The sequence below is a fragment of the Acidovorax sp. 69 genome (assembly GCF_002797445.1).
In the GTDB taxonomy this organism is placed as follows: domain Bacteria; phylum Pseudomonadota; class Gammaproteobacteria; order Burkholderiales; family Burkholderiaceae_C; genus Acidovorax.
Genome location: NZ_PGEP01000001.1, coordinates 1305447 through 1330000, shown reverse-complemented (window position 1 = coordinate 1330000; position 24554 = coordinate 1305447). Strand labels below are relative to the sequence as shown.

The window sequence follows — 24554 nt, the reverse complement described above, 5'->3', positions numbered from 1 at the left end:
GCTTCCAAAGACATAACGGCTTGATTACATATTTGTCATGTTCAAGAAAGGCAGAAATCTGCAGGCACACTGGCGACCTCTTGCAGAGCCAAGGAGGTCTTGTGAAGATACTGATCGTTGAGGATGAACTCAAAACCGGGGAATACCTGCGTCAAGGCTTGCGTGAAGCAGGATTCAACGCAGATCTGGTTCACAACGGTGTCGATGGCCTGCGTCTGGCTCAAGAGGAAGACTACGATCTGGTGATCCTGGATGTGATGCTCCCTCGGATGGACGGCTGGCAGGTCCTCACCAATATGCGTCGCCGTGGCCTTGAGATGCCCGTGTTATTTCTCACGGCAAAGGATCAGGTTCAGGACCGCATCAAAGGTCTGGAGTTGGGCGCAGACGACTATTTGGTCAAGCCGTTTTCATTTGCCGAATTGTTGGCAAGGGCGCGGACGATCCTGAGGCGCGGCCGCAATGGCGCCGAGGTGACGATTCTCCAGGTGGCCGATCTTGAGCTGGACCTTCTTCGGCGTCGGGTCAGCAGGTCCGGTAAGCGCATTGACCTCACGCCCAAGGAGTTCGGTCTGCTTGAACTGCTGATGCGTCGCCAAGGGGAAGTTTTGCCCCGTTCTCTGATTGCGTCGCAGGTGTGGGATATGAATTTCGACAGCGATTCCAATGTAGTCGAGGTTGCAATGCGCCGGCTTCGGGGCAAAGTTGACGATGCCTATGACGCCAAACTGATTCAGACGGTGCGAGGCATGGGGTATGTGCTTGAGGCGCCGCAGGAGAGTGCGTGAAATCCCGGTACTCGCTCACGACACGGCTGACAGCCTTCTTTACGTTGGCGTCCGGGCTCGTGCTCGTTGGCCTGGGGACTCTCATCGCTATTTCCATTGACCGGCATTTTGTGGAACTCGACCGCGATGCACTGCGCGACAAGATCCACCTCACACGCGAGGTCATAGGAAAAGCCTCGTCACCGCAGGACCTCAAAATGCGGCTGGACGACGTTTTGCACAGCCATGAGGGCCTTTTTGTCAGCGTTTTCCGTGACAGAGATCCGCTCTACGCGACTCCGGATTTCCAGTTTCCAGAGGACCTCATCGCCCAGACCCAGCAGGCCCGACTGGGGGTTGCATCCTGGAAAACCGCAGAGCGGGAGTACCGAGGAATGTCAGCATCTGTGACATTGCCAGGTTCCGCCGAGCCGCCGCTGCAGGTTTGGGTGGCAGTTGACATTGCCCACCACAAGCACTTCATGTACGCCTTGATTCAGACGCTAGTGGGTTACGTGGCGTTAGCCACTCTGGTGGCGGGAATACTGGGTTGGTGGGCCGCAAAGAATGGCTTGGCCCCACTTCGGACCATGCGGTCTCGCGCCATGGCGATCACGGCGCAGCGGCTGGACGAGCGGATGCCAACCGAGGAGTTTCCGGTGGAGATGGCCGACCTGGCGACCACCCTCAACGAGATGCTCCGGCGCCTGAAGGAGGAGTTCGACCGGTTGTCCGAGTTTTCGTCGGACCTGGCCCATGAACTGCGCACACCCATCAACAACCTGATGACCCAAACACAGGTCACCCTCAGCCAGGCACGCTCCCCGCACGAGTACCGTGACATCCTCGCGTCCAACGCGGAGGAGTACCAGCGACTGGCGCGCATGGTTGCGGACATGTTGTTCCTGGCGAAGGCGGACCACGGTCTCATTCTTCCCAGCACAGAGAAGATTGAGGTCCATGCTGAAGCCCAAGCTCTCTTTGATTTCTACGAAGCCCTTGCGGAAGAGAAACAGGTCCATTTGCAGCTGATCGGTGCGGCAGAGATCACCGGCGACCGACTGATGCTGCGCCGGGCGCTGAGCAATCTCCTGTCCAACGCCATTCGCTACACCCCGCCAGGCGAGCAGGTGGTCGTGGACATCCAAGGGGATCTGCACGGAACCACCGTGGACGTCGTCAACACTGGACCCTCCATCGATGCGCAGATCATGCCCCGCCTGTTTGACCGCTTCTTTCGGGCGGACAAGTCGCGCAAGCAGCTGGACTCGGACGGCGCGGGCCTGGGCTTGTCCATCACCCAGGCGATTGTTCATGCGCACCGGGGGCGGTTTTCCGTGAGTTCGGCCGATGGCAGGACTTGTTTTTCGATGTATTTCCCCAGTGCACAAAGCATTGGCAAGCACCTCACGACAGATGCATGACCCGCTTGCAACCCTCATAGACTGCTGGAAGACTGACCCGAGCAGCACTTACAACACCTGGTTCTTGTGGGACCAACGGATCAAGAACTTCCGTTCGATTCGCCGAGGCATCGCACAGGTGGTGGAAGACATCCGCGCTGGAACATTTGGCAATGCCTACCGTGGCTCTTCGCTGGAGACGATCGTGGGTTCTGTGGCGGAGCAGCGCCAGATTTTCAGGGGGGCAGACCACGCGTTCCTCTGGAAACCCAAATTGCGGATTCCCGACATCTACGAGAACGCAAGCAATCAGCGCGCCTTTGCAGACCTTCTTCACATGTGCGATCACTGCGACTGCGCGGAAGACGTGGTGGCCGCTATTCAGCGAATTGATGCAGTTGGCATCAAGGGTCTGGGGCCAGCGGTCGCCAACTTGCTCTACTTCATACACCCGACGCTGGTCTCTCCTTTCAATACAGCCATCGTCAATGGGTTCAATGCCGTGACTGGCGTACGCGTAAAGCTCGGGCGATGGGACCACTATCTCTCCATGCGAGAGCGCCTGCTGCGCTTGAACGCTCAGTACCGCCTGAAGCTCTCGAACGATTTGGGCGCGATCTCAGGGCTCATGTTTGATATCGGCAGTGGGAGACTTGTAGCACCGCCCCTGGCGATGGATGCAGCAGCTGCAGTGCTGTGGCAACAGGATTTAGAACGTGTGCGACAGCAATCGACTGCGTTGCAAAAGGAACTGTCGCAGGCTACGGAGAGCGATGCAACCCACACGGATGTCCAAGCCTCGCTGCGTGATCTTGGCAGAGCCTTGGGCTTCGATGTCTGGATTGCCTCCAACGATCGGGGGCGCATTCATGGCAACGGCTTGCTGGGAGATGGATGTCTGGCTCAGTTGCCCGCCAGTGTGGACCGGGGACTGGAGTCGATTCGGCTGATTGATGTTGTATGGATTGATTCCCTGACATCACAGGTTGCTGCCGCATTTGAAGTGGAGCACACCACGTCCATCTATTCGGGCATCGTGCGCATGCTCGATCTGGCTCTTGGCACGCCGGTTGCAGGCAACTGTGCGCTGTTTCTGGTGGCTCCAGACAATCGCAGAGACAAGGTGGTGGAGCAGCTTCAACGGCCTGCTTTTTCCCGGGTGTCGGAGTTGGGAATCCGATACCTGCCGTACAGCCAGTTGCAACAGAACCACGCTTCGATGAGCCGCTTTGGATCGAGCATCAAGCCGCTGATGGAAATATCGCAACGGCTGTGAGCTACGGCTATTCATGCGGCGCGCTTCACCTTGGCTCGGCCCCTCGGGCGGCAATGTCGGCAAGATGAAATTCCTGTTATCCCGAACCGCAGGATTGACGGGTCGCGCCTTGCGTTGCGAAAGCTACAGGGCGAAGCCCAATCTCTACGATTGGGCTTCGCCTCGGTACAGCTGTCCAGGCGGAACTTCTAAAACTTTTCGCCCCCAGAAAGCCTCGGCATGGACGTCACGACAAAGCCATTGGATGCACTGTTGCCTGTCAGTTCGCTCGGAAACTCTGTACCCAAAGCACCGGGCATCCAGGAAGGCGGTTTTCTGGACGCGATGAAGCAGGCGCTTTCAACCACAAGCCAGTTACAGAGTGCGTCTGGTCGCCTGAGCCGCGAGGTCACATTGGGCAATCCCACGGTCAGTTTGGAAGAAGCGATGTTCGCTGGAGTCAAATCGAATATTGCGTTTCAGGCAACCTTGCAAACCCGCAATCGAATTGTTCAGGCCTACACCGATGTGATGAACATGCAGGTCTGATACTCGGAGCGAGTCGTGAGACAAAAGCAGATGCCGCGCGCACCTGGCGAAAGAACTGTCTAGGCGCCTTGCGGTCTCGCTGGAGGCGGGCCCGTTCCAAAGGCCCGTCCAGCTCAGCCGCCGACCGCCAGGTAAACCTCACTGAAACCGAGCCGCCTTTGAGGATGCGTCCGAGGTGGCGGCCATGGCATCGTGCTGCGCGGCGTGATAGCGGTCCGGGTAGATTTCGTTGAGCTTGCGGCCGTCTTCGCCCACTGCGACGACTTCGCCCTCGCGAAGGGCTCGTGCCAGTTCACTCCTGACCTGCTCTCGTGTCTTCAGCGACTTGCCCGTCACAATGGGAAAGCGGCTTGCCATGAGTTCGTTGCGTTTGACGCCGAATTCACCAGCCACCATGATGTCCCCGGTACGGATGGCCTGCTCCAGCTCGTCTCGCACTTGCTCTCGGGATTTGCTGACCTGAGTCGAAGTAGCCACGGGATAGGCACCAGGATTGATCTGTTTGAGTGTCATACCCGATTCGCCAGAGGCGAGCATGTCGCCGCTTTGCTGAGCCTGCGCCAATTCAGCCAGCACTTGCTCGCGGGTCTTGCTGACCACTTGGTCCGAAGCAAATGCGGGGGCTGCGATGAGGGAAAGGACGATAAGGGTGGACTTGAGTTTCATGATGGAATTTCCTTCTTGATAAATGGTGGCCTTTGGGTGCAACCGCAGGCCGGTCTCTGAGGTTTGCGGGGCGGTGGAGGATTCAGGTTCAGGGCAGTTGGCGGGCGTTGACCCAACCTGCCTCGCCTCCCAGGTCGCGCATGCCGTCGCTGGTCACCGGATTGCGTTTGGCGGCCTGCAACTCATCCAGGACTTGCTGGCGGGTCTTTGTGAGCTTGGGACCGGGGACGAGCGGATAGGTGGCTGGGTATCCACGGCTGATCCAGTACAGCGACCCGTCCTTTTGCGCGGCCAGAACAGTGCTTTCAACCGCTTGACGGCTGACCGCGTTGCCCAGGTGGTCGGGAGCCAGACTGACACCTTCTTCCTGGCTTGGGCTAGCGTGGTAGACCGAAGTGGCGAAGGACGCTGTAGCGGATGCAGCAAGGCTGGCGGCGAGGATAGCGGTACGAACTTTCATGATGGTCTCCTGTGACGCCGGATGCCCGATATGGTCCATCCAGGTGGCGTTTTTCTGCGCCACGGAAAGAAGTCTAGAAGCCGCACCCCTACTAAGCGGTGACCTCCCGATTACGCTTTTGACAGGTTTGAGGCGACGAAAAAAATTCAGAAGGATTTAGCTGGAGATGAGGCTTACTTCACCTCATCGGGATGGGGTATCCAAGGCTCCGCGCGCGCTTCGTTCATATCAAAAACGTAACCCGCGCTTCATCCTCTAGTTCGTCGATGTGTCCCAAACTCCTCGTCACCGCGCTGCACATTGATGTCTTGTAGCTGCGTGTGGCCGTCGGCTCAGCTGACGTTTCAATGACTGATGAGGAAGTAAGACCATGTTCAAAGAAATGATTGTGTCCATGTTGATCGCAATTGCGTCGCTAGGGACTGCGGCCGCGTTTGCAGCGCCCGCTGACAAGGACGTGCGCGGCGGGGCGACGGCCGCCAAAGCGGCGCCGGAGGATGGAAAGACGCGCTACTGGAGCCACCCAAGATTGGGTATGGTCAAAGTCGATGCCGCAGGCCGCATGCTCACTGCGCGATCAAACCCTGGCGATGCCGCTCGATCCAGCGTTTTTGGGAGCCCTTCATGCGTGTGCACTGATGCGTTGGATCCGCCGGCCTATTGACTAAGCGTTACAAGAGAATTGACGGAGGCGATTGAAGCGAGCATGACGCCTGGATTACGACCCTGAAAACTTCTCGTCATCTTGCACCTCATTTTGCGGCAAATTGCGCGAAGGCAGAGTGAATCGTCGGCGCGAGCCTACAACGCCGCAGGCCCCTCACGGCGGAAGATGGATTCTCCTTGCAGCCTGCTGCGAAGGATCAAGGCAACTTTCGCGAGCTATCCAACCTAACAGGAGATCCAGATGAGCCACACCCCGAACCCATACATGTCTTGCATCAACGCTTGCCGATTGTGCGCCACGGCTTGCAACCAATGTTTCGCAGATTGCCTCAAGGAAGAGGACGCGAAGATGATGGCGCGCTGCATTGCGCTGGACGCGGACTGCGCAGCGGCTTGCAGCTTTGCTGCCGAAGCAATGTCGCGTCGAAGCGAGTACGCCCAGGCGATTTGTGCGATGTGCGCTCAGATCTGCAGGGCTTGCGGCGACGAGTGCGCCAGGCATGAAGCCGAGCATTGCCAAGCATGTGCCACTGCTTGCTACAAATGTGCTGAAGAATGTGCCGCCATGGCCGCCGCAGTTTGATGGCGTTCAAGGAGTCCCGCTATGAGATATTCTGACCGAACCTCTAGAGCCGTCCCCGCAATCGCCTTTCTCGCATGCGCTTTGGTGATGCCGTTGTCGCTGCACGCCCAGTCTGCACCCCACGCCGGCATGAAAGGCGCTGTCATGGATCAGGCAATGCCGCCAGGCAAGATGGACATGAAATCCATGATGAAGGAAAACAACGACAAGATGGCCTCAGTACCTATGTCCGGAAATCCTGATGTGGATTTCGCTCGGATGATGCGCATCCACCATCAAGGTGCGATTGACATGGCACAGAGCCAATTGCGCGATGGAAAAGACCCACAACTCCTGAGCATGGCGAAGGATATTATTTCTGCGCAGAAGAAAGAGATCGCTGTACTAGATGCGTTTCTCGCTCGTAATGGCGCGCCAACCACAGCACCTGCCAAATAGCCTTCGGTACTCCGCATTGCTGCCTTGGCTCTTCGGCACATTGCTCGACGAGTCCGGGCAGCGCCACTCGGATTCAGTCTGCGGTACAGATATTCAGACACTTGATTCAGGTCAAGAGCGTATATTTTCAGTTTGACATTCCCACCGTGTTAAGCCTTATTGTTTCCATACGGTGCGTCACTTTCTCGACGCTCTATTTATGGAGAAGACCATGAACCATGACCACGGTGTAGGACATTCGGACAAAGCCAGCACTCCAGTGAACAGCAAGAGACTGATTGGTGCCGTCGTCATGCTCGCTTTGATTGCCTTGTTTTTTCTTCTCAGAGAGCACTGGTCGCATATCGCTGGCTATTGGCCGTATCTGCTCCTGCTAGCTTGCCCTTTGATGCACCTATTCCACGGCCACGGGGGACATGGCTCCCACCACGGCGATTCAAGCAAAAAATAACTTCGCAGTGCTGCAACACTCAGGGAGGCAATCAATGTCGAATGCGCAACCTCACGAACACATCCATCATGACCACCGGCATCATGGCGGTCACGACGCCCATGCGTCGCCAGCAACGGGACTGAAAGATCCCGTCTGCGGTATGGACGTGACGGAACAATCGCATCACTCGGCAGAGCACGAGGGGCGGCTCTACTACTTCTGCAGTGCCAAGTGCCGAACGAAGTTTGTGGACGATCCGGGCAAATACGCTGTCAATCCTTCCGAGGTTGACAAGGTTGCGCGTGAGCCTGAAGCAACTCATCCCGGCACCATCTACACCTGCCCGATGCACCCAGAGGTGCAGCAGGACCATCCTGGCAATTGCCCCAAATGCGGCATGACGCTGGAGCCCATGCTGCCCACCCTGGATGAGGGAGAAAACGCCGAACTCGTGGATTTCCGGCGTCGCTTCTGGTGGACCTTGCCCCTCACCGTGGTGGTCACTGTCCTGGCCATGGTGGGGCACCGGTTGCAGTGGTTCGAGATGGCGACCCAGAGTTGGATCGAGCTGGTCCTCACGGTTCCGATCGTGCTGTGGGCGGGTTGGCCCTTCTTTGTGCGCGGAGCGCAGTCGGTCGTGAACCGCAGTCCCAACATGTGGACGCTGATCAGCCTGGGCACGGGGGCAGCTTTCGTCTACAGCGTGGTCGCCACTGTGGCGCCGGGGGTGTTTCCCGCCTCGTTCCAGGCCATGGGGCGCGTGGCGGTGTATTTCGAAGCTGCAGCGGTCATCATCTCGCTCACGCTGCTGGGTCAGATGCTGGAGCTGAAGGCGCGCTCGCAGACTTCGGCCGCCATCAAGTCGCTGCTGGGCCTGGCCCCCAAGACCGCGCGGCGTATTGACGCCAACGGTCAGGAGAGTGATGTTCCCTTGTCCCATGTCCATGTGGGAGACCTCTTGCGCGTGCGGCCTGGCGAGAAGGTTCCTGTGGATGGTGTGGTGGTCGAGGGGAGCAGCGCGGTGGACGAAGCCATGCTCACTGGCGAGCCGGTGCCCATCGTCAAAGGGCCTGGTGATGCCGTCATCGGTGCCACGCTCAATACCAACGGGGCACTGGTGATCCGGTCCGAGCGGGTGGGCTCCGCCACCATGCTGTCGCAGATCGTTCAAATGGTTGCGCAGGCACAGCGCTCACGGGCCCCCATGCAGCGCATGGCCGACCAGGTGGCGGGCTACTTCGTGATGGCTGTGGTGGGTATCGCGTTGCTCACACTCTTCGCGTGGGGCCTGTTCGGTCCGGAGCCACGCTGGGTCTACGGCCTGGTCAATGCAGTTGCGGTGCTGATCATCGCGTGCCCTTGTGCGTTGGGCCTGGCAACTCCCATGTCCATCATGGTGGCCACAGGCCGGGGGGCGACCAGCGGCGTGCTGTTCAGGGACGCGGCAGCCATCGAGAACCTGCGCAAGGTGGACACGCTGATCGTGGACAAAACAGGCACGCTCACCGAAGGCAAGCCCTCCTTCGAACGTGTAGTGGCCATGCCCGGTCTGTCCGAGGATGAGGTTCTGCGCCTGGCGGCCAGTCTGGACCAAGGCAGCGAGCATCCGCTGGCCGATGCCATTGTCCAGGCAGCTCGCGCCAAGGGGCTCGCCCTGGACAAGCCCGAGGACTTTGAGTCCGGCTCGGGCATCGGGGTGCGCGGACAGGTCGCTGGACGCCAGCTCGCCCTGGGCAACACGGTCCTCATGGAGCAAGTTGGGGTTTCAGCGAACCCGCTGCTTGCGCAGGCAGAGGCCTTGCGCGCCACAGGCGCCAGCGTGATGTACCTGGCGGCCGATGGCCAGCTTCAAGGCCTGCTGGCGGTCTCGGATGCCATCAAGGCCAGCACGCCGGAAGCGCTGGCGACCTTGCATGCGGCGGGACTGCGCATTGTCATGGCCACGGGCGACGGCATGACCACCGCCAAGGCGGTGGGGGCCAAACTGGGGATTGATGAGGTCCATGGCGAAGTCAAGCCTGCGGACAAGCTGGCCCTGGTGTCGCGGCTGCAGGCCGAAGGCCGTGTTGTCGCCATGGCGGGGGACGGGATCAACGACGCGCCCGCCCTTGCCAAGGCGGATGTGGGGATCGCGATGGGCACCGGCACCGACGTGGCGATGAACAGCGCACAGGTCACCCTGGTCAAGGGCGATCTGCGAGGGATTTCCACTGCGCGGGAATTGTCGGAGGCGACGGTGGGCAATATGAAGCAGAACCTGATGTTTGCCTTCCTCTACAACGCGCTGGGCATCCCGATCGCCGCAGGGCTGCTGTATCCCTTCACCGGATGGCTGCTGTCGCCAATGATTGCGGCCCTGGCGATGAGCCTGAGTTCTGCGTCGGTGATCACCAACGCGCTGCGGCTGCGCAAGGGCTGAGGAGGGGCCGCTTGCACGGACTTGATCTGGGTTAAGTCCGTGACTGGCATTCTGGATACCATTCGCACCATGATCGCTGTCAGGAACACCGTGTTGCGCCAAAGACGCTGGATAACCAGCGTTCTGGTCGCGGTGTTGCTTCTGATGCAGTTCGCGTTGGCGGCCTATGCCTGTCCCAAGCTGGACTCCGCAGCCCATGCGGCATCGATGCAAAAAGCGGGCATGGCCATGGGAGATGCCGTCGGCATGCCCTCCATGCCCGATTGCCACGCGATGGCGGGCACCATGGATGAGCAGGATCCTCAGCTGTGCCGAGCCCATTGTGACGGCGACAGCTTGTCCTCCCCCTCGCTCCAAGGTCTCGATCTGCAGGCGATCGCGGCGCACGCTATCTGGGTTGCCTATGTGCTGCCTGTGATCCTGGACTCCGAGCGCCATATTGACCCTCGGGCTGTCTACGCAGAGCTGGACAGTCGAGCGGGCTCTCCCCCCATCTACTTAACCCATCAGGTCTTTCGGAATTGATCGTGCACGTCTTGCGCGCTGCCTTGCAGCGTTTGCGCAAGTCTGACTTCGTGCCCCTTCATTTCGAGGACCATCATGCCCAACATCTCCTTCGGCGCTCCCTGCGAGCGCCTGTCTGCGCACCAGCGCATTCGTCCCATCTCGCAGCGCATCCAGGTGCGCAACCTCCACCATCAGCGCCTGGGCGCTCTCGGGTTCCTGCTGGCCGGCATCGGCTTGGCTGGCAACCAGGCCCACGCCCTGGGTTTTACCGAGGCCTTGGATCTGGCGGAGCAGCACAGTCCCCGCATCACGGCCCAGCGGCTGCAGATTGACGCTGCCAGCAGCACCCTGAAGGCCGCAGGAACACTCCCTGATCCAAAGCTCTCGGTCGGTATCGAGAACTTTCCCATCAGCGGCATGGACCGCTTCAGCCTCACACGCGAGTCCATGACCATGCAGCGCCTGGCGCTGATGCAGGAGGTGCCCAACCGCGCCAAACGGGATGCCCAGATCGCCGGCGCCGAGGCCAAGGTGGAACGCGAACGCGCCGCCCTGGGCGTCCAGCGCCTGCAGATCCGGCAGGAGCTGAGCCAAGCGTGGATCATGGCCCAGGCCATTGAACAGCGCGCCCAGGTGCTCGCCGGTCTACTGAGTGAGAACCAGCGCCTGCAGGACAGCCTGCTTGCCCGCATCGCGGGGGGGACGGCCCAGGCGGGCGATCTTCTCATGGCCAAGCAGGAAGCGCTTGCGCTGTCGGACCGCAGGGACGAACTGCAGCGGGACCGCTCCAAGGCCAGGGCGATGCTGCGGCGGTGGGTCGGAGCCCGAGCCGACGAGGCGCTGCAGGGAACTCCCGGGCCGCTGAGCCGCCCTTTGGATCAGCTGCGCTCTGAGGTACACCGCCACGCGGAACTGGCGCAGTACCCGGCCATGCAGGCGATAGCCTTAGCGGAAACGCGCGAAGCCCAGGCAGAAACCAAGGGTGATTGGTCCTGGGAAGTCGCCTACAGCCGCCGCGACCGTCGCTGGGGCGACATGGTGTCTTTCCAGGTGACCTTTGACCTTCCCTGGCAACAGGAGCGGCGCCAGGGACCCCAGATCAAGGCCAAGCAGCTGGAGCTGCAGCGCCTGGAAGCTGAGCAGGAAGACGTGACCCGCAGGCACCTGCAGGAGCTGGAGGACAGCGCCTCAGAGCTGGCGTCACTGAACAGCCAGATCGAGCGGCTGCAGTCGGCTGGTATGGGCCTGGCACAGGGGCGCGCTGAACTCGCGCTGGCCAACTACCAGTCCGCCAAAGGCGACTTGAGCGCCGTGCTGGCGGCTTGGGCCCAAGTGCGGGAGACGCACTGGCGGCTCATTGATCTGCAGGCACAGCGGGACACCGTGATTGCCCGCTTGAACAGCCTGATCGCCGACTGAAGGGAGAACCACATGACCAATAACGTTTTCAAGAAGACCGCTGTGGCCGTAGCACTGGTGGCTGCAGGCATCGCCCTCGGCTGGACCGTCTCCCAATGGCGCACCGCGAACAACCACGCACTGGGAGCCAGTCCCGCATCGACAGAAGCAGCAAAAGCCGACCGCAAGGTGCTGTACTGGTACGACCCGATGTCGCCGACGCAGAAGTTCGACAAGCCCGGCAAGTCGCCCTACATGGACATGGCGCTGGTCCCCAAGTACGCCGATGAGGACACACAACAAGGCACCGGTTTGAATGTCTCCGCCCAGGCGGTGCAAGCCCTCGGCCTGCGCACCGCCGCGGTGGAGCAACGCGACATTGGGGCCGACGTGGACGTGCTGGGCACGGTCCAGCTGAATGACCGGGATGTGAGCATCGTTCAGGCGCGCTCAGCTGGGTTTGTGGAACGGGTCTACGCCCGCGCCCCGGGCGACGTGGTGGCCGCAGGCGCGCCATTGGCCGACCTGCTGCTGCCCGAATGGTTGGCTGCGCAGCGCGAGTTTCTCGCGGTCCGGGCGCTCAAGGACGAATCGTTGACGGCAGCGGCGCGCCAGCGGTTGTTGCTGCTGGGTATGCCGGCCTCGCTGGTGGCCCAGGTGGAGCGCACGGGCGAACCTCAAGGCCGCTACACGGTGACCTTCCCGCAGGCTGGGATGGTGGCCGAACTGATGGTGCGCCAAGGCATGACGGTCTCTGCGGGGGCCAACCTGGTCCGCGTAAACGGTCTGGCCAGCGTCTGGATCGAAGCGGCCGTTCCCGAGGCCCAAAGCGGTCCCCTGCAACTGGGGCAGGATGCCCAGGTCCGCCTGGCCGCGTTTCCAGGCGAAACCCTCAAAGCCCGGATTGTGAGCATCCTCCCAGAAGCCAATCGGGACACCCGCACGGTGCGTGTGCGGCTGGAGCTACCCAACCCCACCCAGCGGCTGAAGGCGGGCATGTCCGGACAGATCGTTCTGGCCGGACGGACACAACCAGCGCTGCTGGTGCCCAGCGAAGCGGTGATCCGCACCGGCAAGCGGGCGCTGGTCTACGTGGTGGATGGCCCCGGCAAGTACCACCCCGTCGAGGTCCAACTCGGCGCGGAAATCGATGACCGCCTCGTCGTTCAAGGCGGGCTGACCGCAGGACAACAGGTGGTCGCCTCGGCACAGTTCCTGATCGACTCGGAAGCCAGCCTGCGAGGAATCTTGCCTGCACAGTCTCAAGGCAGCAGCGCACAACCAATCAGTGAACAGGGTCCTTCGACCTCTGCTGCTCCGGCGTCCAAAAGCTTTACCGTGCGGGGAGTGGTCGATGAGGTCACACCGACTGAGCTGACTCTGACCCATGATGCCGTGCCTGAACTGAAGTGGCCTGGCATGACCATGCCCTTCAAGCTGGCGAGTCCTGAATTGGCCACGACATTGAAACCCGAGCAGCAGGTCAGGTTCACCTTCCAGCAGCAAGGCAAGGACTTCGTGATCACTGCCGTGGAAAGGATCAAGCCATGATCGCGCGCCTGATCCGCTGGTCGGTGGCGAACCGACTCCTGGTTCTGCTGGCGACCGTGATGCTCACGGCCTGGGGCGTGTGGGGCGTGCGCAGCACCCCCGTGGATGCACTTCCCGATTTGTCGGATGTCCAGGTCATCATCCGCACCTCCTATCCCGGCCAGGCGCCGCAGATCGTGGAAAACCAGGTGACGTACCCGCTGGCCACCACCATGCTGTCCGTCCCGGGCGCCAAGACGGTGCGAGGTTTCTCGTTCTTCGGCGACTCATTCGTCTACATCCTGTTCGAGGATGGCACGGACCTGTACTGGGCGCGTTCGCGGGTACTGGAGTACATGAACCAGGTGCAGGGACGTCTACCCGCTACGGCCAAGTCGTCGTTGGGCCCAGATGCCACCGGGGTGGGCTGGATCTTCCAGTACGCCCTGGTAGATCGCACCGGCAAAAACGACCTGGCCCAGCTTCGCGCCTTGCAGGACTGGTTCCTGAAGTTCGAACTCAAGAGCTTACCCAACGTGGCCGAGGTGGCATCGGTCGGGGCATGGTCAAGCAGTACCAGGTCGTGCTCGACCCCATCAAGCTTGCGTCCCAAGGCCTCACTCAGGGGCAGGTGCGCGAGGCCATCATGAATGCCAACCAGGAAACGGGTGGATCGGTGCTGGAACTGTCCGGCGCCGAGTACATGGTGCGCGCCAGCGGCTATCTCAAGACGCTGGACGACTTCCGCGCCATCCCGTTGGTGTCGCGCGCAGGGGTGCCTGTGCGCCTGGGGGATGTCGCCACCGTCCAGATCGGGCCGGAAATGCGGCGCGGCATCGCTGAACTCGACGGCGAGGGGGAAGTGGCTGGAGGCGTGGTCGTGCTGCGATCTGGCAAGAACGCCCAGGAAACGATCCAGGCCGTAAAGGCCAAACTCAGCGAGCTGCAAAGCAGCCTGCCCCAGGGCGTGGAGATCGTCACCACCTACGACCGCAGCGCACTCATCGAGCGGGCGATCCAGAACCTCAGCACCAAACTCGTAGAGGAGTTCATTGTGGTGGCGGTGGTCTGTGTCTTGTTCCTCTGGCACCTGCGTTCTGCGCTGGTCGCCATCATTTCTCTGCCGCTGGGGATCATGGCGGCGTTTCTGGTGATGCGCTACCAGGGCATCAACGCCAACATCATGTCCCTGGGCGGGATTGCAATCGCCGTGGGCGCCATGGTCGATGCAGCTGTGGTGATGATCGAGAACGCCCACAAGAAGCTGGAGGCCTGGCAGCACAAGCATCCCGACCAGCAGTTGGTCGGTGAAGAGCGCTGGAAAGTGATCACCGAAGCTGCCGAGGAAGTTGGGCCTGCGCTTTTCTTCTCGCTGCTCATCATCACGTTGTCCTTTGTGCCCGTTTTTACGCTGGAAGCACAGGAAGGCCGCTTGTTTGGACCGCTGGCGTTCACGAAGACCTACGCGATGGCCGCAGCTGCGGCACTCTCGGTCACGCTGATCCCGGTCCTCATGGGCTACTGGATCCGGGGGCGTATCCCTGACGAGCAGAAAAACCCCATCACGCGTGCGCTGATCGTCGTGTACCGACCTTGCCTGGAGTGGGTCTTGCATCGTCCCAAATCCACCTTGGCTATCGCCGTGCTGGCGCTGGCGACCACGATTTGGCCGCTCTCCCGGCTAGGCGGCGAGTTCTTACCCAGGCTGGACGAAGGCGATCTGCTGTACATGCCTTCGGCGCTCCCGGGCCTTTCGGCACAGCGGGCCACCGAACTGCTGCAACTGAGCAACCGCATGATCAAGACGGTTCCCGAGGTTGAGCGCGTCTTTGGCAAGGCGGGCCGGGCCGAGACCGCCACCGATCCAGCGCCTCTGGAAATGTTCGAGACCACGGTGAAGCTCAAGCCCAGAGACCAATGGCGTCCAGGAATGACGCCCGAGGGTCTGATCGAGGAGCTGGACAAGGCCGTCAAGATTCCTGGCCTGTCCAACATCTGGATTCCACCCATCCGCAACCGGATTGACATGCTGGCCACCGGCATCAAGAGTCCCATCGGGGTCAAGGTGACCGGCAACGACCTGAAGGTGATCGACGGGATCGCTGCCCAAGTCGAGCAGGTCGCCAAGGGCATTCCGGGAGTGACTTCGTCACTGGCCGAGCGCCTGACCGGGGGGCGCTATGTCGATGTCCGCATCGACCGCACAGCCGCAGGGCGCTACGGACTGAACGTGAGCGAAATCCAGGCCGTAGTCTCCGGGGCCATTGGCGGTGAAAACATCTCGGAAACGGTCGAGGGCTTGGCCCGCTTCCCGATCAACCTGCGCTATCCGCGTGAGTGGAGAGACTCGCCCGAACGCTTGGCCCAATTGCCCATCTCCACCCCCATGGGGCAGCAGATCACGCTGGGTACGGTGGCCAGCATCGCCATCACCGATGGGCCACCCATGCTCAAAAGCGAGAACGCCCGCCCATCGGGCTGGGTATATGTCGATGTGCGGGGGCGCGATCTGGCTTCCGTGGCCAATGAGCTGCGCGATGCCGTGAGCCGACAGATCAAGCTGGAGCCCGGGGTCAGCATCACGTACTCAGGCCAGTTCGAGTACCTGGAGCGGGCTAATGCCCGCCTGAAAGTAGTGGTGCCTGCCACCTTGCTGATCATCTTCGTGCTTTTGTACTTGACCTTCTCGCGCATGGGTGAGGCGGGACTGATCATGGCGACGTTGCCATTCGCGTTGACCGGGGGCATCTGGTTCCTCTACCTGATGAACTACAACCTGTCCATCGCCACCGGTGTGGGCTTCATCGCCCTGGCGGGGGTCGCGGCAGAGTTCGGGGTGGTCATGCTCATCTACCTCAAGCAGGCACTCGCAGAGAGATGTCCAGACGGCAGGCAGCCCACACTGGAAGAGCTGCTGGACGCGATTCGGGAAGGTGCCGTGCTGCGCGTGCGACCCAAGGCAATGACCGTGGCTGTCATCCTGGCGGGCCTGGTGCCCATCGTGTGGAGCAGCGGGACAGGCTCGGAGGTCATGAGCCGCATCGCGGCACCCATGCTGGGCGGTATGGTGACGGCGCCGCTGCTGTCCTTGTTCGTGATTCCTGCGGCCTATGTGCTGATGCGTAAGCCAAGGAGAGTGAAAACAGAGGCATCTGGAGGCTGAACGCTGCGTTGCGCAAGCTGGTGCTAGCGATAAACCAGTTGTTTCTCACTCCCAATCGCGCACGCTTGCATGCTATTTTGCGCACGGTGCAAGCGTCAGGCGTGCAAAATCTGCGGACTGACCGCCCGGAAAGAACAACAGTGGAAATTCGTAAGCGCAACAACGTGCATGTGATCGATGCAATTCGCCCGGACGTCCCCGTGCTCGTCTATGCGCACGGCTTTGGGTGTAGCCAGCATATGTGGCGACACATCACTCCGGCCTTTGAAGGTAAGTGCCACCAGGTCTTGTTCGACTACGTCGGCTGCGGCCAATCAGACTTGGCCGCCTTTGACCCCGTGAAGTACGCAAGTCTGAAAGGCTACGTGCAAGATCTGCTGGATGTATGCGACGCATTGGGCATCGAGCGCGGAGTGCATTTTGTTGGACATTCGGTCAGCGCCAGCATCGGCCTGCTGGCCTCCATCGAGCGACCTATGCTTTTTGATCGCCTGATTCTGGTCGGCCCGTCGCCTTGCTACATCAATCACGCTCCGGACTACCTTGGAGGGTTCGAGCGCCAGGATTTGGAGGGCCTATTGGACCTCATGGACCAGAACTTCATGGGCTGGTCCAGCTACCTCGCACCCATTGTGGCGGGAGCGCCGCAGGCAGACAGTCTGGGCGGAGAGCTGTCCGAGAGTTTCTGCTCAACCGATCCTACGATGGCTCGTATCTTTGCGCAGGCAACCTTCTTTGCGGATACCAGAGAGGAGCTGTCGCGCGTGACCCGGCCGAGTCTGATCTTGCAGCATGGCAACGATGCGTTGGCGCCCCATTCGGTGGGGGAATACATGCACAAGAAGCTCAGGGACAGCACGCTGGAAGTGCTGGACGTGACCGGACACTGCGCCCACATGAGTCATCCTCACTTGGTGACGGCCGCCATGCAGCGATATCTCTCCTTAGCGTGAGCGAAACCGAGAGGGCGGAACATGCTGGCGGTTGATGACATCCCTTGCGCGATGATGATCACGGACCCGGTGGGGCACATCGTGCGGATGAACAGGGAGTTCCTTGTCCTGATCGGGGGCACGGAGGCGTTTTGGCTCGGCCACTCCATGGATGAACTGTTGACACCAGCTTCTCGAATTTTCAGCCAGACCCACCTGTTTCCCACGCTGCATCACGCCAAGAGTGCGCGCGAAGTATTCCTCCACCTGCGCGGTGTTGGCGGCGAGACTGTTCCTGTCATGGTCAATGCGGTCAGCAAGCGCCTGGAGACGGGCGACCACATCGTATGGGCCTTTTTTGTGGCCCGCGAACGCAGCCGTTTCGAAGGCGAGTTGATCAAGGCCCGTGCAGAGGCCCAGGGTCTTGCCCAGCGCTTGGCCGCCAGCAATGAACAGGTTGAATTGCAGAATCGCCAGCTTTCGGAACTGAGTCTCTCTGATCCGCTTACAGGTCTTAAAAACCGCCGTGCGCTGGAATTGACCGTGCAAGAGTGGCAACGGACGGCCTCTCGACAGAGTTCCGTGTCGTTGTTGATGGTGGACGTGGACTACTTCAAACGGATCAACGATGCGCATGGCCATCCCGAGGGCGACCGGGTGCTGGTGAACTTTGCTCGCCAGTTACAGGCAGGCGCCCGTGGTTCGGACCTGGTGGCGCGATACGGCGGGGAAGAATTCGTCCTCTGGTTACCTGATGCGGACGCAGAAGCCGCTGCCCGAATCGCGGAGCGGGTGCACAAATGCGCCAGACGGGTTCGCTCATTGGCGGGGCCAGTAACGGTCAGTGTCGGGCTGGCATGTGCAGTACACCAAACCGGAGCGGATTTCCTCGCCCGGCTGCTAAAACGCTCTGATGAAGCTGTTTACAGGGCAAAGGCGCTCGGGCGCAACTGCACAGTGGTTAGTGACTGAGTCACCAAGCCTCGCGCAGCTCACCAGCGTTTGGAATAGTGATAGCTTCCCCCGCAAAGAACGTTCGCGGTGAGACTACTTGGATGGCATGGCTGCTTGGCGGTCCACCATCATTTGCATCATCTGCTCCATCATGGCCATACGGCGCTCCATTTGAGCGTGCATGCCCATCATGCCTCCCATACCCGAGTTTCCGGAGGCTGCAGGCATGGCAGGTTTGGTCTGCGCCCCTTGCTGCATCATTCCCATCCCCATGCCACCAGAACTAGCCGCGCCCATCGTGGCCATGCCTGACTGCATGAGCTTCATGTGCTCCTCCATCAGCGCTGAGCGTTCGGCGGGAGTCTTGGCCGCCTGCATTTTTTTGTGCATTTCCTGCATCGCCTTCATCTGACGATCAAAGGCGTCCGGTGCAGACGCGGCAGTGGCTGCCGGGGCAGACTGGGTTGTGACGCCGCCGCTCTGTGCATCTCCGGGGTGGTGGCCTGCGTGTTCGTCCTCAGGTTTTGGCGATTGCGCGACGGCACAGCCTGCCACGAATAGGGTTGTCAACAGCCCAGCGACGATGTTCAGACGCATGATGGTCTCCTTGGTAGTTCAACTGCAGCATGACGACGTCTGCCTTGCACCGTCTTGATCCACATCAACAGGGGTTACGGGCCGAGACGCACAGCAGCAGCCACCGGTTGTTCGGCGAGATGCAGGACTCACCGCCGCGTCTGCTTTGTATCCAGCACGCTCAATTGCGGAGCGGACAAGCTCCACAGTGTCGTCTTCGGCTTGCCCAGGAACGCGGACCTGCCGCGCGGCCACATCGATTTCTACTTCGACGCCCGCTGGCATTTGAGCCTGAGCGATTGCCCGACGAATGCGCTTCGCGCAACCGCCGCATGTCATATCAGGAACATTGAAATGGACCATGTGAGCCTCCTTTGGTTGATTCACTGTTTGACTATGAACCTTTCCACGATGAGAAGGTCAAGCTCATTCGCAAAGATCAACCGGGCATCAAGATCGAGAGCGGCACTCGCTCAGGCAGACAAGGCTATGCCGATTCGATCATGCTTGGCGAGCTGCATGCTGAGAGGCACTTAACGTCTTTCCGAGTCGACTGCGAAGCTCGCGAACCTGCTTGAACTGGCTTCAAGGCGCAACACGTGTCAGGAGCCAACGTATTGGTGTTCTCCATCTCCATCCAAAAAAATGGCCCACCGCTCCGAACGTCCGATGAGAGTTCGTCAGCGGACTTCCATGGTGGCTGGACGAGCGACCGCAACCGCTGCACTGCAGTCCATCACCCGCAAAGCGGCGCGTCTCTATCACCTCCATCTAAACACGCGCAGGAGGCAACACGAGTCCTGTCCTAAGCACTCGAAACACATGCGGCATGGCCACCCTAATGAGAAGATCTCGTTTGGCCAAGTAGTCAGCAACTCGTTGGAAACCGGCAATCGTCGCATCATCAAGACCGCTAAAAACGCCAACACCACAGTGAGTGAAACGGGCCTTGTAGTTTGGCTCATTGCTGTTGTGGTACAGCCCCGCACCCTTCGTCACTTTGTTCTTCCACAGCTCACCGATGAGTCGAGCGATCGTCACATCCTGGCGAACTTTCGATCCATTAAAGAGCAGCATCAGATGCATGTGCGGGCCCTTTCGTACCCCGTACTCAATCTTGGCGGCATAGCCAAGAAAGCTCGTTTCAAAACCCTCCTTGATGGCGTCCAACAGATCACTCCAGTGGTCTAGGATTTCGTGACTTGGATCGACTTGTGCTGCGTATTGCTTACCGTAGCCCACATCGAGTCTGATCACCATGAGCTTGGGGTATCTTCTTTTGAACGCGAGCATTCGTTTGACCAATGCCCCACAGGCACGCTCCCGCTCCCGTCGCGCGTTGTCAATTTTTGATCTGCCGAACCAGCTCCCATACACAACCATTAGCACGTCAAGGATCTCCATTGCCAGAGTCAGTGCCGCACCACTCGACAAATGCTCAGTCATGCTTTTGTCCTTCAGAATCGACGGCAGTGCACGGTCCAGGCATGCGATGTGCGGATCGCTCTTTCCGAGTCGAACCCGCTCAATCACCTCAGAGAGAGCCATACCCTCCAGAAGAGCTGCTAGCTTCTGGGCTCTTCGCACACGAGCATGAGGAGCCATAGGGAGCTTTTTCTTACCTCTTCCAATCGGGCAAGTGGATTGCAATGCCGATTGCAATTGCGTCATCCATACAAGCGATCCCTTGTCTACAGCGACCAGGCAATCTGATGTCTCGCTCACACCGCCAACATGTGAATCCAATAGGTCTACAAACATTTCATTTACTCCATTGCTCATTCATTCGAATGAATATTGATTTGCCATTTCCAAGTCAACTACACTCACTGCACAGAAGAGAGATTAGAGACTTAGCCGATATCGAACGATAGCCCTATGAGAGGTATCTCAGCACTGAGAGACTGACCTTATAGAGCAGTCAATAGATAACACAGATACCACATAACATATACTCCACCTATAAAAACTATCTACCCAATAAAAATCCCTAGCATATCCCGACGCTTTAGGCGAAAAAATTTAATCTAACTCATACAAATCGCATCTGAGTTACATCCGTTCGAAGCCCGCTTTACGTACCTTCAAGACTGCTTGTCGAGATGCTCAGAGCTGTTAAACGAATCACAGAAGGCTGAGATAGTGCTCAGCCAATCATTCAATTAAACCCAGTCATGTTCTTTCGCCAACTCGACAACAGCGACTCAATTGCCAAGCCTTTCAAAAACTCCTCACCACGACTAGTGGAAGTGCTGGCATGGGTACACGAAAAGTCACTACGCCTCTCCCACGACATCGGATCAAAGAAGTGGTCCTATGCTGAGGCGATTGACGTTCTCCAAAAGGTACTTTTCGATGGAGTGCCATTGCCTCCTTTTCTCTTCCTGCAAGAGAAGAGTTCAGAGCGCACTGAACACAACCCGGCAGTCGCTCTTAATGGATACCGATTACTCAATCTTCTCTATCAGGTTTTCTATCGAAGGTCACCGATAGACTGCATAGAAAGCGATGGAGAGAAGCCCATTAGCTTTCTCGCACTCGACTTAAGACATTGGAGAGAAAACAACCAGCGTTTTACCCCTGGCTCTATTGTTGATATACCTTTCCTTCCAGACTCAGAACTAGAGCCCACTTACAGCAGCAAACTAATTCCGGAGGAAGCAAGCTATCTGATCAGAGAAGGGCTTTTCCCACTACGCGCTCTTTGCCACCCAGGTGATCTATTGGCATGGCAGGTTGCGATGAGAGACTACTTGGAGTTGCCATCGCTTTTTGGCTACAAAAAGGATTACTCACCTGGAGACTTCTCTCCTTGGGAGCCTCGGGGCTCGCACAATTCCGACTATTCGGCCCCACGGGCGATTGCCAGCGATTCCATGCCGCCGCACTTGACTGAGAACGGATTCGAAAGAGTGGACCTTCAAAACGATAGTGTTATCAGCAACTACTCGAAGCGGATCTCACCCATGGGCAACATGCCGGAACTGGTAGAGATCCGCACCAAGCAGTGGATGGCCTTTCAGCAGTACGAGCTCAACGTCGTCTGGGTCGCTTCTAGAGAAGTCGCAGCATCAATGCGACCTTGCGAACCATTCGAAATCAAAGACGAGCAGTGACAGATGGCACTCCAACGCAATCCCCTTCTACGGGCATGGCGTTGGCTTGTCCTGAGTTCTATGCACTCATCTCAAGTGATGAGGCACGCATCTGGGCCGTGCTCAAGCAACCAACTGGGGCGCTTCCCATGGCCGTTCCAAACCCTTCCAGTTGTCGGATCCCGGTAACTGCGGCGGGTAGTTGACCCAACCTTCTGAAATGAATTCGAGGGGGCCTGGGGCGGCATCACCTCTTTCAAATCCTCTGCAGTGAGCTGGTACCGTTCAATACACTGTGCGATATGTTGGAGTCCTTCCGAGACCAACGCTTGGCGCAGAGTGGATAGCTTTTCGTCCACAAGACGCTTCTCTTCGGCGGCTGCAAAGTACCGATCTAACACCGACGGGAGAGCCGGAGCGGCCCCCACAACTGGCTTTGGCATATTTGCTGTAACTTCCATACTGATCTTCTTTCGTAAACTGTTTTTCCGTTGAAGGGTGTCTCTGCGGAGCGGGCGTGAGCCTTTTTGCGACGATTTTTTGAGGGGGGGTCCTGCTAACCCGCTGAACTAGCGGGTTAGCAGGGGGGCCTACTCACAAATCGACCGTGCTTTGGCCATGGGGCTTACTGCCACCGTTCCGCGGCAAGGTCTCACTGACACCTAAATCGACGGCCAATACCCAATGCGTTGCCCAAGCTGGCCCGGTTGCTGGAATCCAAGGCCATTCGGCAAACTGCTCACCGGAGGTTCGTACTGCGCCATGGAAAATGAATGGACTAAGGGTCTGAAGTACTCCCGCACCAATTGGATGCGGGCGCCGCCCTTAACGCGCTCCTCAGTCAAGGCACCTTGTCGCACCAAATAGTCGACTGCTGCGTCGAAGCGCTTTGGCAAGCGCGAGCGATTCGGGCCATAGGTACGGAGTTGACTCCTTGGAAAACTGCTCACCCGAAACCAGCCCTGCGCGTTGATTTGATCCACCAGAAATTCCTGTAGCTTCATGGCGTCCTCAAACGCATGCGAGTACTGGTTCGGTTCACCGAACAGCCGCTTGTACTCCTCCAAGTGCCAACGCATGAGAGCGATTGCGTCATGCATCGTGCGCTCGTCGATGTCACCATCGACCTGAAAGAAGCAATGCATGACACCAGCCATTCGGGTTGCTATCTCGACTGCCTTCGAAGCCTGATCACGGACATCCGCATAAGCACCGTCTGGACGCAGGCTCAACTCCATTTCAGCGGCAAACTGTTGCCGTAGGCAAGTGGCCCCGGCTGTCAGTCGAAGAAGCTGTCGAGTCGCCTGAGGGTCCCGAAGAATCTCATTGCTGCGGGTTTCGCCCTCATGTCTAAGGCGCTGAAACTGCTTGATTGCCGAGTAAGGCCTGTTGGCACTATGCCCCCCACTCCTCGGTATCCTTGCGTGCTCTCCACATAAGCCCACAAGCCTCTGCAAGAAAATCCCGATTCGCGTGCCATGTAGTGATTCTTCTCAAAGAAGCGCCGGAACGGCTCCGGTTGAATCGCGAGAAAGACCACGACTCTTGGGTTTTCGACAACGATGGACCCGCTACTCAATCGATCATGGTTTAAGGTGGTTCCATCCCATGCCTTATTCCACCAGGCAAGATGCGCGAGCGTTTGACCGCCGGTAACTGTTCCCCCTTCGTCGGCGATGACGATAGCGGTACCACCGGATGATGCAAGCCCCTCCAAAAAGGCGGCTGTGGTCGTATCGCCAAATTCGCGAAGACCTGGCAGAAATGGCTTGGGGCGCAATCCGACATGTAGTCGGTACTGCTCCTGAAGCCGTTTGGCCTCTTCGTCACAAGGGGTCCGAGTGATCTTTTTCAGGAGGCGCTTGCATTCGGCATCCCAAGCTGCTTGTTCCGGGCTTTTAGGCTTCATGGTTGGCCTCCTCGATCTTCTTCATCAAGATCTTCGTGACTGTGGTCTTGCGCTCTCCTTTGTCCGCAACAACTGCCACGATCAGGCTACAGGGTGTTGCCTCACCGGTCAGTCCTTCCACGTCGACCTGGGCTTGCGTCACTGACGCCATGATGGCGATCATTGCGCTGCCGATAAGCGGCGCTGGCGCTTGGGTCATGTCCTTGACGTCGTAAAAGATCTCGTTCAGTTCCTGATTAGCAAATGCACCGAAAGGGTATGAGTTCGTGTGCGGGGACTTGGGCGGAATAAAAAACATTTGAAGTCTCTGTGTGGGTCTATCGATGGAGGGCTTTGGCCCCCCGCTTGTTGAATAGAAAAAGAAGGGCACTAGTTGTGGGCACCTCCTTTTCTGACTGGCTGTCGTGACAAAGCCACCTGCTTTGCCAGCCAGACCCGGACTTCCTCCTCGATCCAGTAGTTGCCCCTGCCCATTCCCAACTTGATCGGGCGTGGGAAGTCAGGGTCGAAGTACGGGCCTTTTGCGTTGAGCGCGTTGTGAATGGACGCGGGGCACTTGTGCGTCAGTTCCTGGACCGTCTTGCGGTTGATCAGCGTGCCTTCAAAAGCAGGAGAGTGGTTCATGGTGTCTTCCGTGTTGGGAAGACTGAACTTTCCTTTTTTGATTTCTTGGGTTCTATTGCTTTCTCACACGAAAACAATAGAAGTTGTCACTCACTTTTTATAATAACGCAGAAAAATGGGGCAATTTTTTGTGGCACAGCTTTACGATTTCGAATTCAGGGCCTCTTTTTGGGCGCAATTTGCGCGTGCAGAAGCCTATTGCTGAATAGCTTTAAAACAGCTGTTTT

At 58.8% G+C, this 24554-nt stretch carries 21 protein-coding genes and 2 pseudogenes; 14 read left to right on the top strand and 9 right to left on the bottom strand.

Features of this window, described 5'->3' with window-relative positions:
* The first annotated feature begins 101 nt into the window (after positions 1 to 101).
* The 4 genes from CLU85_RS06190 to fliE all read left to right on the top strand — a co-directional run bounded on the left by CLU85_RS06190 (position 102) and on the right by fliE (position 3974).
* Entirely contained in the window at positions 102 to 788 is a 687-nt protein-coding gene (locus tag CLU85_RS06190) for a heavy metal response regulator transcription factor (protein WP_100409523.1), read from the top strand.
* On the top strand, positions 785 to 2191 hold the full coding sequence (locus CLU85_RS06185) for a heavy metal sensor histidine kinase (RefSeq protein ID WP_100409522.1): 1407 nt from the start codon (positions 785 to 787) through the stop codon (positions 2189 to 2191). Before CLU85_RS06190 ends, CLU85_RS06185 begins: the two co-directional genes overlap by 4 nt.
* A complete protein-coding gene (locus CLU85_RS06180) occupies positions 2184 to 3446 on the top strand; it encodes a type II restriction endonuclease (protein WP_100409521.1) in 1263 nt (420 codons plus the stop codon). Before CLU85_RS06185 ends, CLU85_RS06180 begins: the two co-directional genes overlap by 8 nt.
* Positions 3447 to 3665: 219 nt before the next feature.
* The gene (fliE, locus tag CLU85_RS06175; RefSeq protein ID WP_100409520.1) at positions 3666 to 3974 is read left to right on the top strand and encodes a flagellar hook-basal body complex protein FliE; all 309 of its coding nucleotides are present in this window, start codon (positions 3666 to 3668) and stop codon (positions 3972 to 3974) included.
* Positions 3975 to 4112: 138 nt separating this feature from the next.
* Here fliE and CLU85_RS06170 read toward each other — a convergent pair whose 3' ends face one another.
* Positions 4113 to 4640, bottom strand: coding sequence for a DUF4148 domain-containing protein (locus CLU85_RS06170; RefSeq protein WP_100409519.1), 528 nt, complete (start codon positions 4638 to 4640; stop codon positions 4113 to 4115).
* 88 nt (positions 4641 to 4728) lie between these two features.
* Positions 4729 to 5100, bottom strand: coding sequence for a hypothetical protein (locus CLU85_RS06165; RefSeq protein ID WP_100409518.1), 372 nt, complete (start codon positions 5098 to 5100; stop codon positions 4729 to 4731).
* Positions 5101 to 6370: 1270 nt separating this feature from the next.
* Between CLU85_RS06165 and CLU85_RS06150 the strand changes: the two genes are divergently transcribed.
* The 9 genes and pseudogenes from CLU85_RS06150 (at position 6371) to CLU85_RS06110 (ending at position 18141) form a co-directional block, all read left to right on the top strand.
* Positions 6371 to 6787, top strand: coding sequence for a DUF305 domain-containing protein (locus CLU85_RS06150; RefSeq protein WP_232727743.1), 417 nt, complete (start codon positions 6371 to 6373; stop codon positions 6785 to 6787).
* A gap of 211 nt (positions 6788 to 6998) precedes the next feature.
* Positions 6999 to 7238 (top strand): DUF2933 domain-containing protein, encoded by a 240-nt coding sequence (locus CLU85_RS06145; RefSeq protein ID WP_100409514.1) that lies wholly within the window; start codon positions 6999 to 7001, stop codon positions 7236 to 7238.
* A 34-nt stretch (positions 7239 to 7272) separates the two neighbouring features.
* Positions 7273 to 9639: a heavy metal translocating P-type ATPase gene (locus tag CLU85_RS06140; protein WP_255409638.1), complete on the top strand. Its 2367-nt coding sequence runs from the start codon at positions 7273 to 7275 to the stop codon at positions 9637 to 9639.
* A 39-nt stretch (positions 9640 to 9678) separates the two neighbouring features.
* Positions 9679 to 10164: a hypothetical protein gene (locus CLU85_RS06135; RefSeq protein WP_232727742.1), complete on the top strand. Its 486-nt coding sequence runs from the start codon at positions 9679 to 9681 to the stop codon at positions 10162 to 10164.
* 75 nt (positions 10165 to 10239) lie between these two features.
* The gene (locus tag CLU85_RS06130) at positions 10240 to 11565 is read left to right on the top strand and encodes a TolC family protein (RefSeq protein ID WP_100409513.1); all 1326 of its coding nucleotides are present in this window, start codon (positions 10240 to 10242) and stop codon (positions 11563 to 11565) included.
* Between the two features lie 12 nt (positions 11566 to 11577).
* A complete protein-coding gene (locus CLU85_RS06125; RefSeq protein WP_100409512.1) occupies positions 11578 to 13095 on the top strand; it encodes an efflux RND transporter periplasmic adaptor subunit in 1518 nt (505 codons plus the stop codon).
* Positions 13092 to 16237 (top strand): annotated as a pseudogene (locus tag CLU85_RS06120) (efflux RND transporter permease subunit). The gene CLU85_RS06125 and the pseudogene CLU85_RS06120 overlap by 4 nt, the downstream one beginning before the upstream one ends.
* Positions 16238 to 16245: 8 nt before the next feature.
* Positions 16246 to 17190: an alpha/beta fold hydrolase gene (locus tag CLU85_RS06115; protein WP_231940667.1), complete on the top strand. Its 945-nt coding sequence runs from the start codon at positions 16246 to 16248 to the stop codon at positions 17188 to 17190.
* A gap of 21 nt (positions 17191 to 17211) precedes the next feature.
* On the top strand, positions 17212 to 18141 hold the full coding sequence (locus CLU85_RS06110; protein WP_056419579.1) for a sensor domain-containing diguanylate cyclase: 930 nt from the start codon (positions 17212 to 17214) through the stop codon (positions 18139 to 18141).
* 75 nt (positions 18142 to 18216) lie between these two features.
* Here CLU85_RS06110 and CLU85_RS06105 read toward each other — a convergent pair whose 3' ends face one another.
* From CLU85_RS06105 to CLU85_RS06090, 3 genes are all read right to left on the bottom strand, one after another.
* On the bottom strand, positions 18217 to 18720 hold the full coding sequence (locus tag CLU85_RS06105; RefSeq protein WP_100409511.1) for a hypothetical protein: 504 nt from the start codon (positions 18718 to 18720) through the stop codon (positions 18217 to 18219).
* Between the two features lie 18 nt (positions 18721 to 18738).
* Positions 18739 to 19062, bottom strand: a complete 324-nt coding sequence (locus CLU85_RS06100; RefSeq protein ID WP_083235238.1) for a heavy-metal-associated domain-containing protein — start codon at positions 19060 to 19062, stop codon at positions 18739 to 18741.
* A 408-nt stretch (positions 19063 to 19470) separates the two neighbouring features.
* Positions 19471 to 20481 (bottom strand): inovirus-type Gp2 protein, encoded by a 1011-nt coding sequence (locus CLU85_RS06090; RefSeq protein ID WP_100409510.1) that lies wholly within the window; start codon positions 20479 to 20481, stop codon positions 19471 to 19473.
* A gap of 392 nt (positions 20482 to 20873) precedes the next feature.
* Between CLU85_RS06090 and CLU85_RS22910 the strand changes: the two genes are divergently transcribed.
* Positions 20874 to 21815, top strand: coding sequence for a hypothetical protein (locus CLU85_RS22910; protein ID WP_157803924.1), 942 nt, complete (start codon positions 20874 to 20876; stop codon positions 21813 to 21815).
* Between the two features lie 71 nt (positions 21816 to 21886).
* On the opposite strand, the gene CLU85_RS23595 is transcribed toward CLU85_RS22910, so the two are convergent.
* The 4 genes and pseudogenes from CLU85_RS23595 to CLU85_RS06060 all read right to left on the bottom strand — a co-directional run bounded on the left by CLU85_RS23595 (position 21887) and on the right by CLU85_RS06060 (position 24327).
* Entirely contained in the window at positions 21887 to 22237 is a 351-nt protein-coding gene (locus CLU85_RS23595) for an H-NS histone family protein (RefSeq protein WP_369858306.1), read from the bottom strand.
* A gap of 219 nt (positions 22238 to 22456) precedes the next feature.
* Positions 22457 to 23116 carry a DUF3987 domain-containing protein gene (locus CLU85_RS23525; protein ID WP_255409685.1) on the bottom strand — a complete coding sequence of 220 codons (660 nt, stop codon included), beginning with the start codon at positions 23114 to 23116 and terminating at the stop codon, positions 22457 to 22459.
* Positions 23074 to 23854, bottom strand: a pseudogene (locus CLU85_RS23520) (DUF3987 domain-containing protein). Before CLU85_RS23520 ends, CLU85_RS23525 begins: the two are co-directional and overlap by 43 nt.
* A 218-nt stretch (positions 23855 to 24072) precedes the next feature.
* Positions 24073 to 24327 (bottom strand): AlpA family transcriptional regulator, encoded by a 255-nt coding sequence (locus CLU85_RS06060; RefSeq protein WP_100409505.1) that lies wholly within the window; start codon positions 24325 to 24327, stop codon positions 24073 to 24075.
* Positions 24328 to 24554: the final 227 nt, after the last annotated feature.

What these genes read in the sequence shown, in the direction of transcription:
- CLU85_RS06140 (WP_255409638.1), top strand. Translation starts at nt 7,273, where the DNA reads ATGTCGAATGCGCAACCTCACGAACACATCCATCATGACCACCGGCAT.
- CLU85_RS22910 (WP_157803924.1), top strand. Translation starts at nt 20,874, where the DNA reads ATGTTCTTTCGCCAACTCGACAACAGCGACTCAATTGCCAAGCCTTTC.
- CLU85_RS06170 (WP_100409519.1), bottom strand. Translation starts at nt 4,640, where the DNA reads ATGAAACTCAAGTCCACCCTTATCGTCCTTTCCCTCATCGCAGCCCCC.
- CLU85_RS06165 (WP_100409518.1), bottom strand. Translation starts at nt 5,100, where the DNA reads ATGAAAGTTCGTACCGCTATCCTCGCCGCCAGCCTTGCTGCATCCGCT.
- CLU85_RS06090 (WP_100409510.1), bottom strand. Translation starts at nt 20,481, where the DNA reads ATGAGCAATGGAGTAAATGAAATGTTTGTAGACCTATTGGATTCACAT.
- CLU85_RS06145 (WP_100409514.1), top strand. Translation starts at nt 6,999, where the DNA reads ATGAACCATGACCACGGTGTAGGACATTCGGACAAAGCCAGCACTCCA.
- CLU85_RS23595 (WP_369858306.1), bottom strand. Translation starts at nt 22,237, where the DNA reads ATGCCAAAGCCAGTTGTGGGGGCCGCTCCGGCTCTCCCGTCGGTGTTA.
- CLU85_RS06110 (WP_056419579.1), top strand. Translation starts at nt 17,212, where the DNA reads ATGCTGGCGGTTGATGACATCCCTTGCGCGATGATGATCACGGACCCG.
- CLU85_RS06060 (WP_100409505.1), bottom strand. Translation starts at nt 24,327, where the DNA reads ATGAACCACTCTCCTGCTTTTGAAGGCACGCTGATCAACCGCAAGACG.
- CLU85_RS06105 (WP_100409511.1), bottom strand. Translation starts at nt 18,720, where the DNA reads ATGCGTCTGAACATCGTCGCTGGGCTGTTGACAACCCTATTCGTGGCA.
- fliE (WP_100409520.1), top strand. Translation starts at nt 3,666, where the DNA reads ATGGACGTCACGACAAAGCCATTGGATGCACTGTTGCCTGTCAGTTCG.
- CLU85_RS06130 (WP_100409513.1), top strand. Translation starts at nt 10,240, where the DNA reads ATGCCCAACATCTCCTTCGGCGCTCCCTGCGAGCGCCTGTCTGCGCAC.
- CLU85_RS06125 (WP_100409512.1), top strand. Translation starts at nt 11,578, where the DNA reads ATGACCAATAACGTTTTCAAGAAGACCGCTGTGGCCGTAGCACTGGTG.
- CLU85_RS06100 (WP_083235238.1), bottom strand. Translation starts at nt 19,062, where the DNA reads ATGGTCCATTTCAATGTTCCTGATATGACATGCGGCGGTTGCGCGAAG.
- CLU85_RS06180 (WP_100409521.1), top strand. Translation starts at nt 2,184, where the DNA reads ATGCATGACCCGCTTGCAACCCTCATAGACTGCTGGAAGACTGACCCG.
- CLU85_RS06150 (WP_232727743.1), top strand. Translation starts at nt 6,371, where the DNA reads ATGAGATATTCTGACCGAACCTCTAGAGCCGTCCCCGCAATCGCCTTT.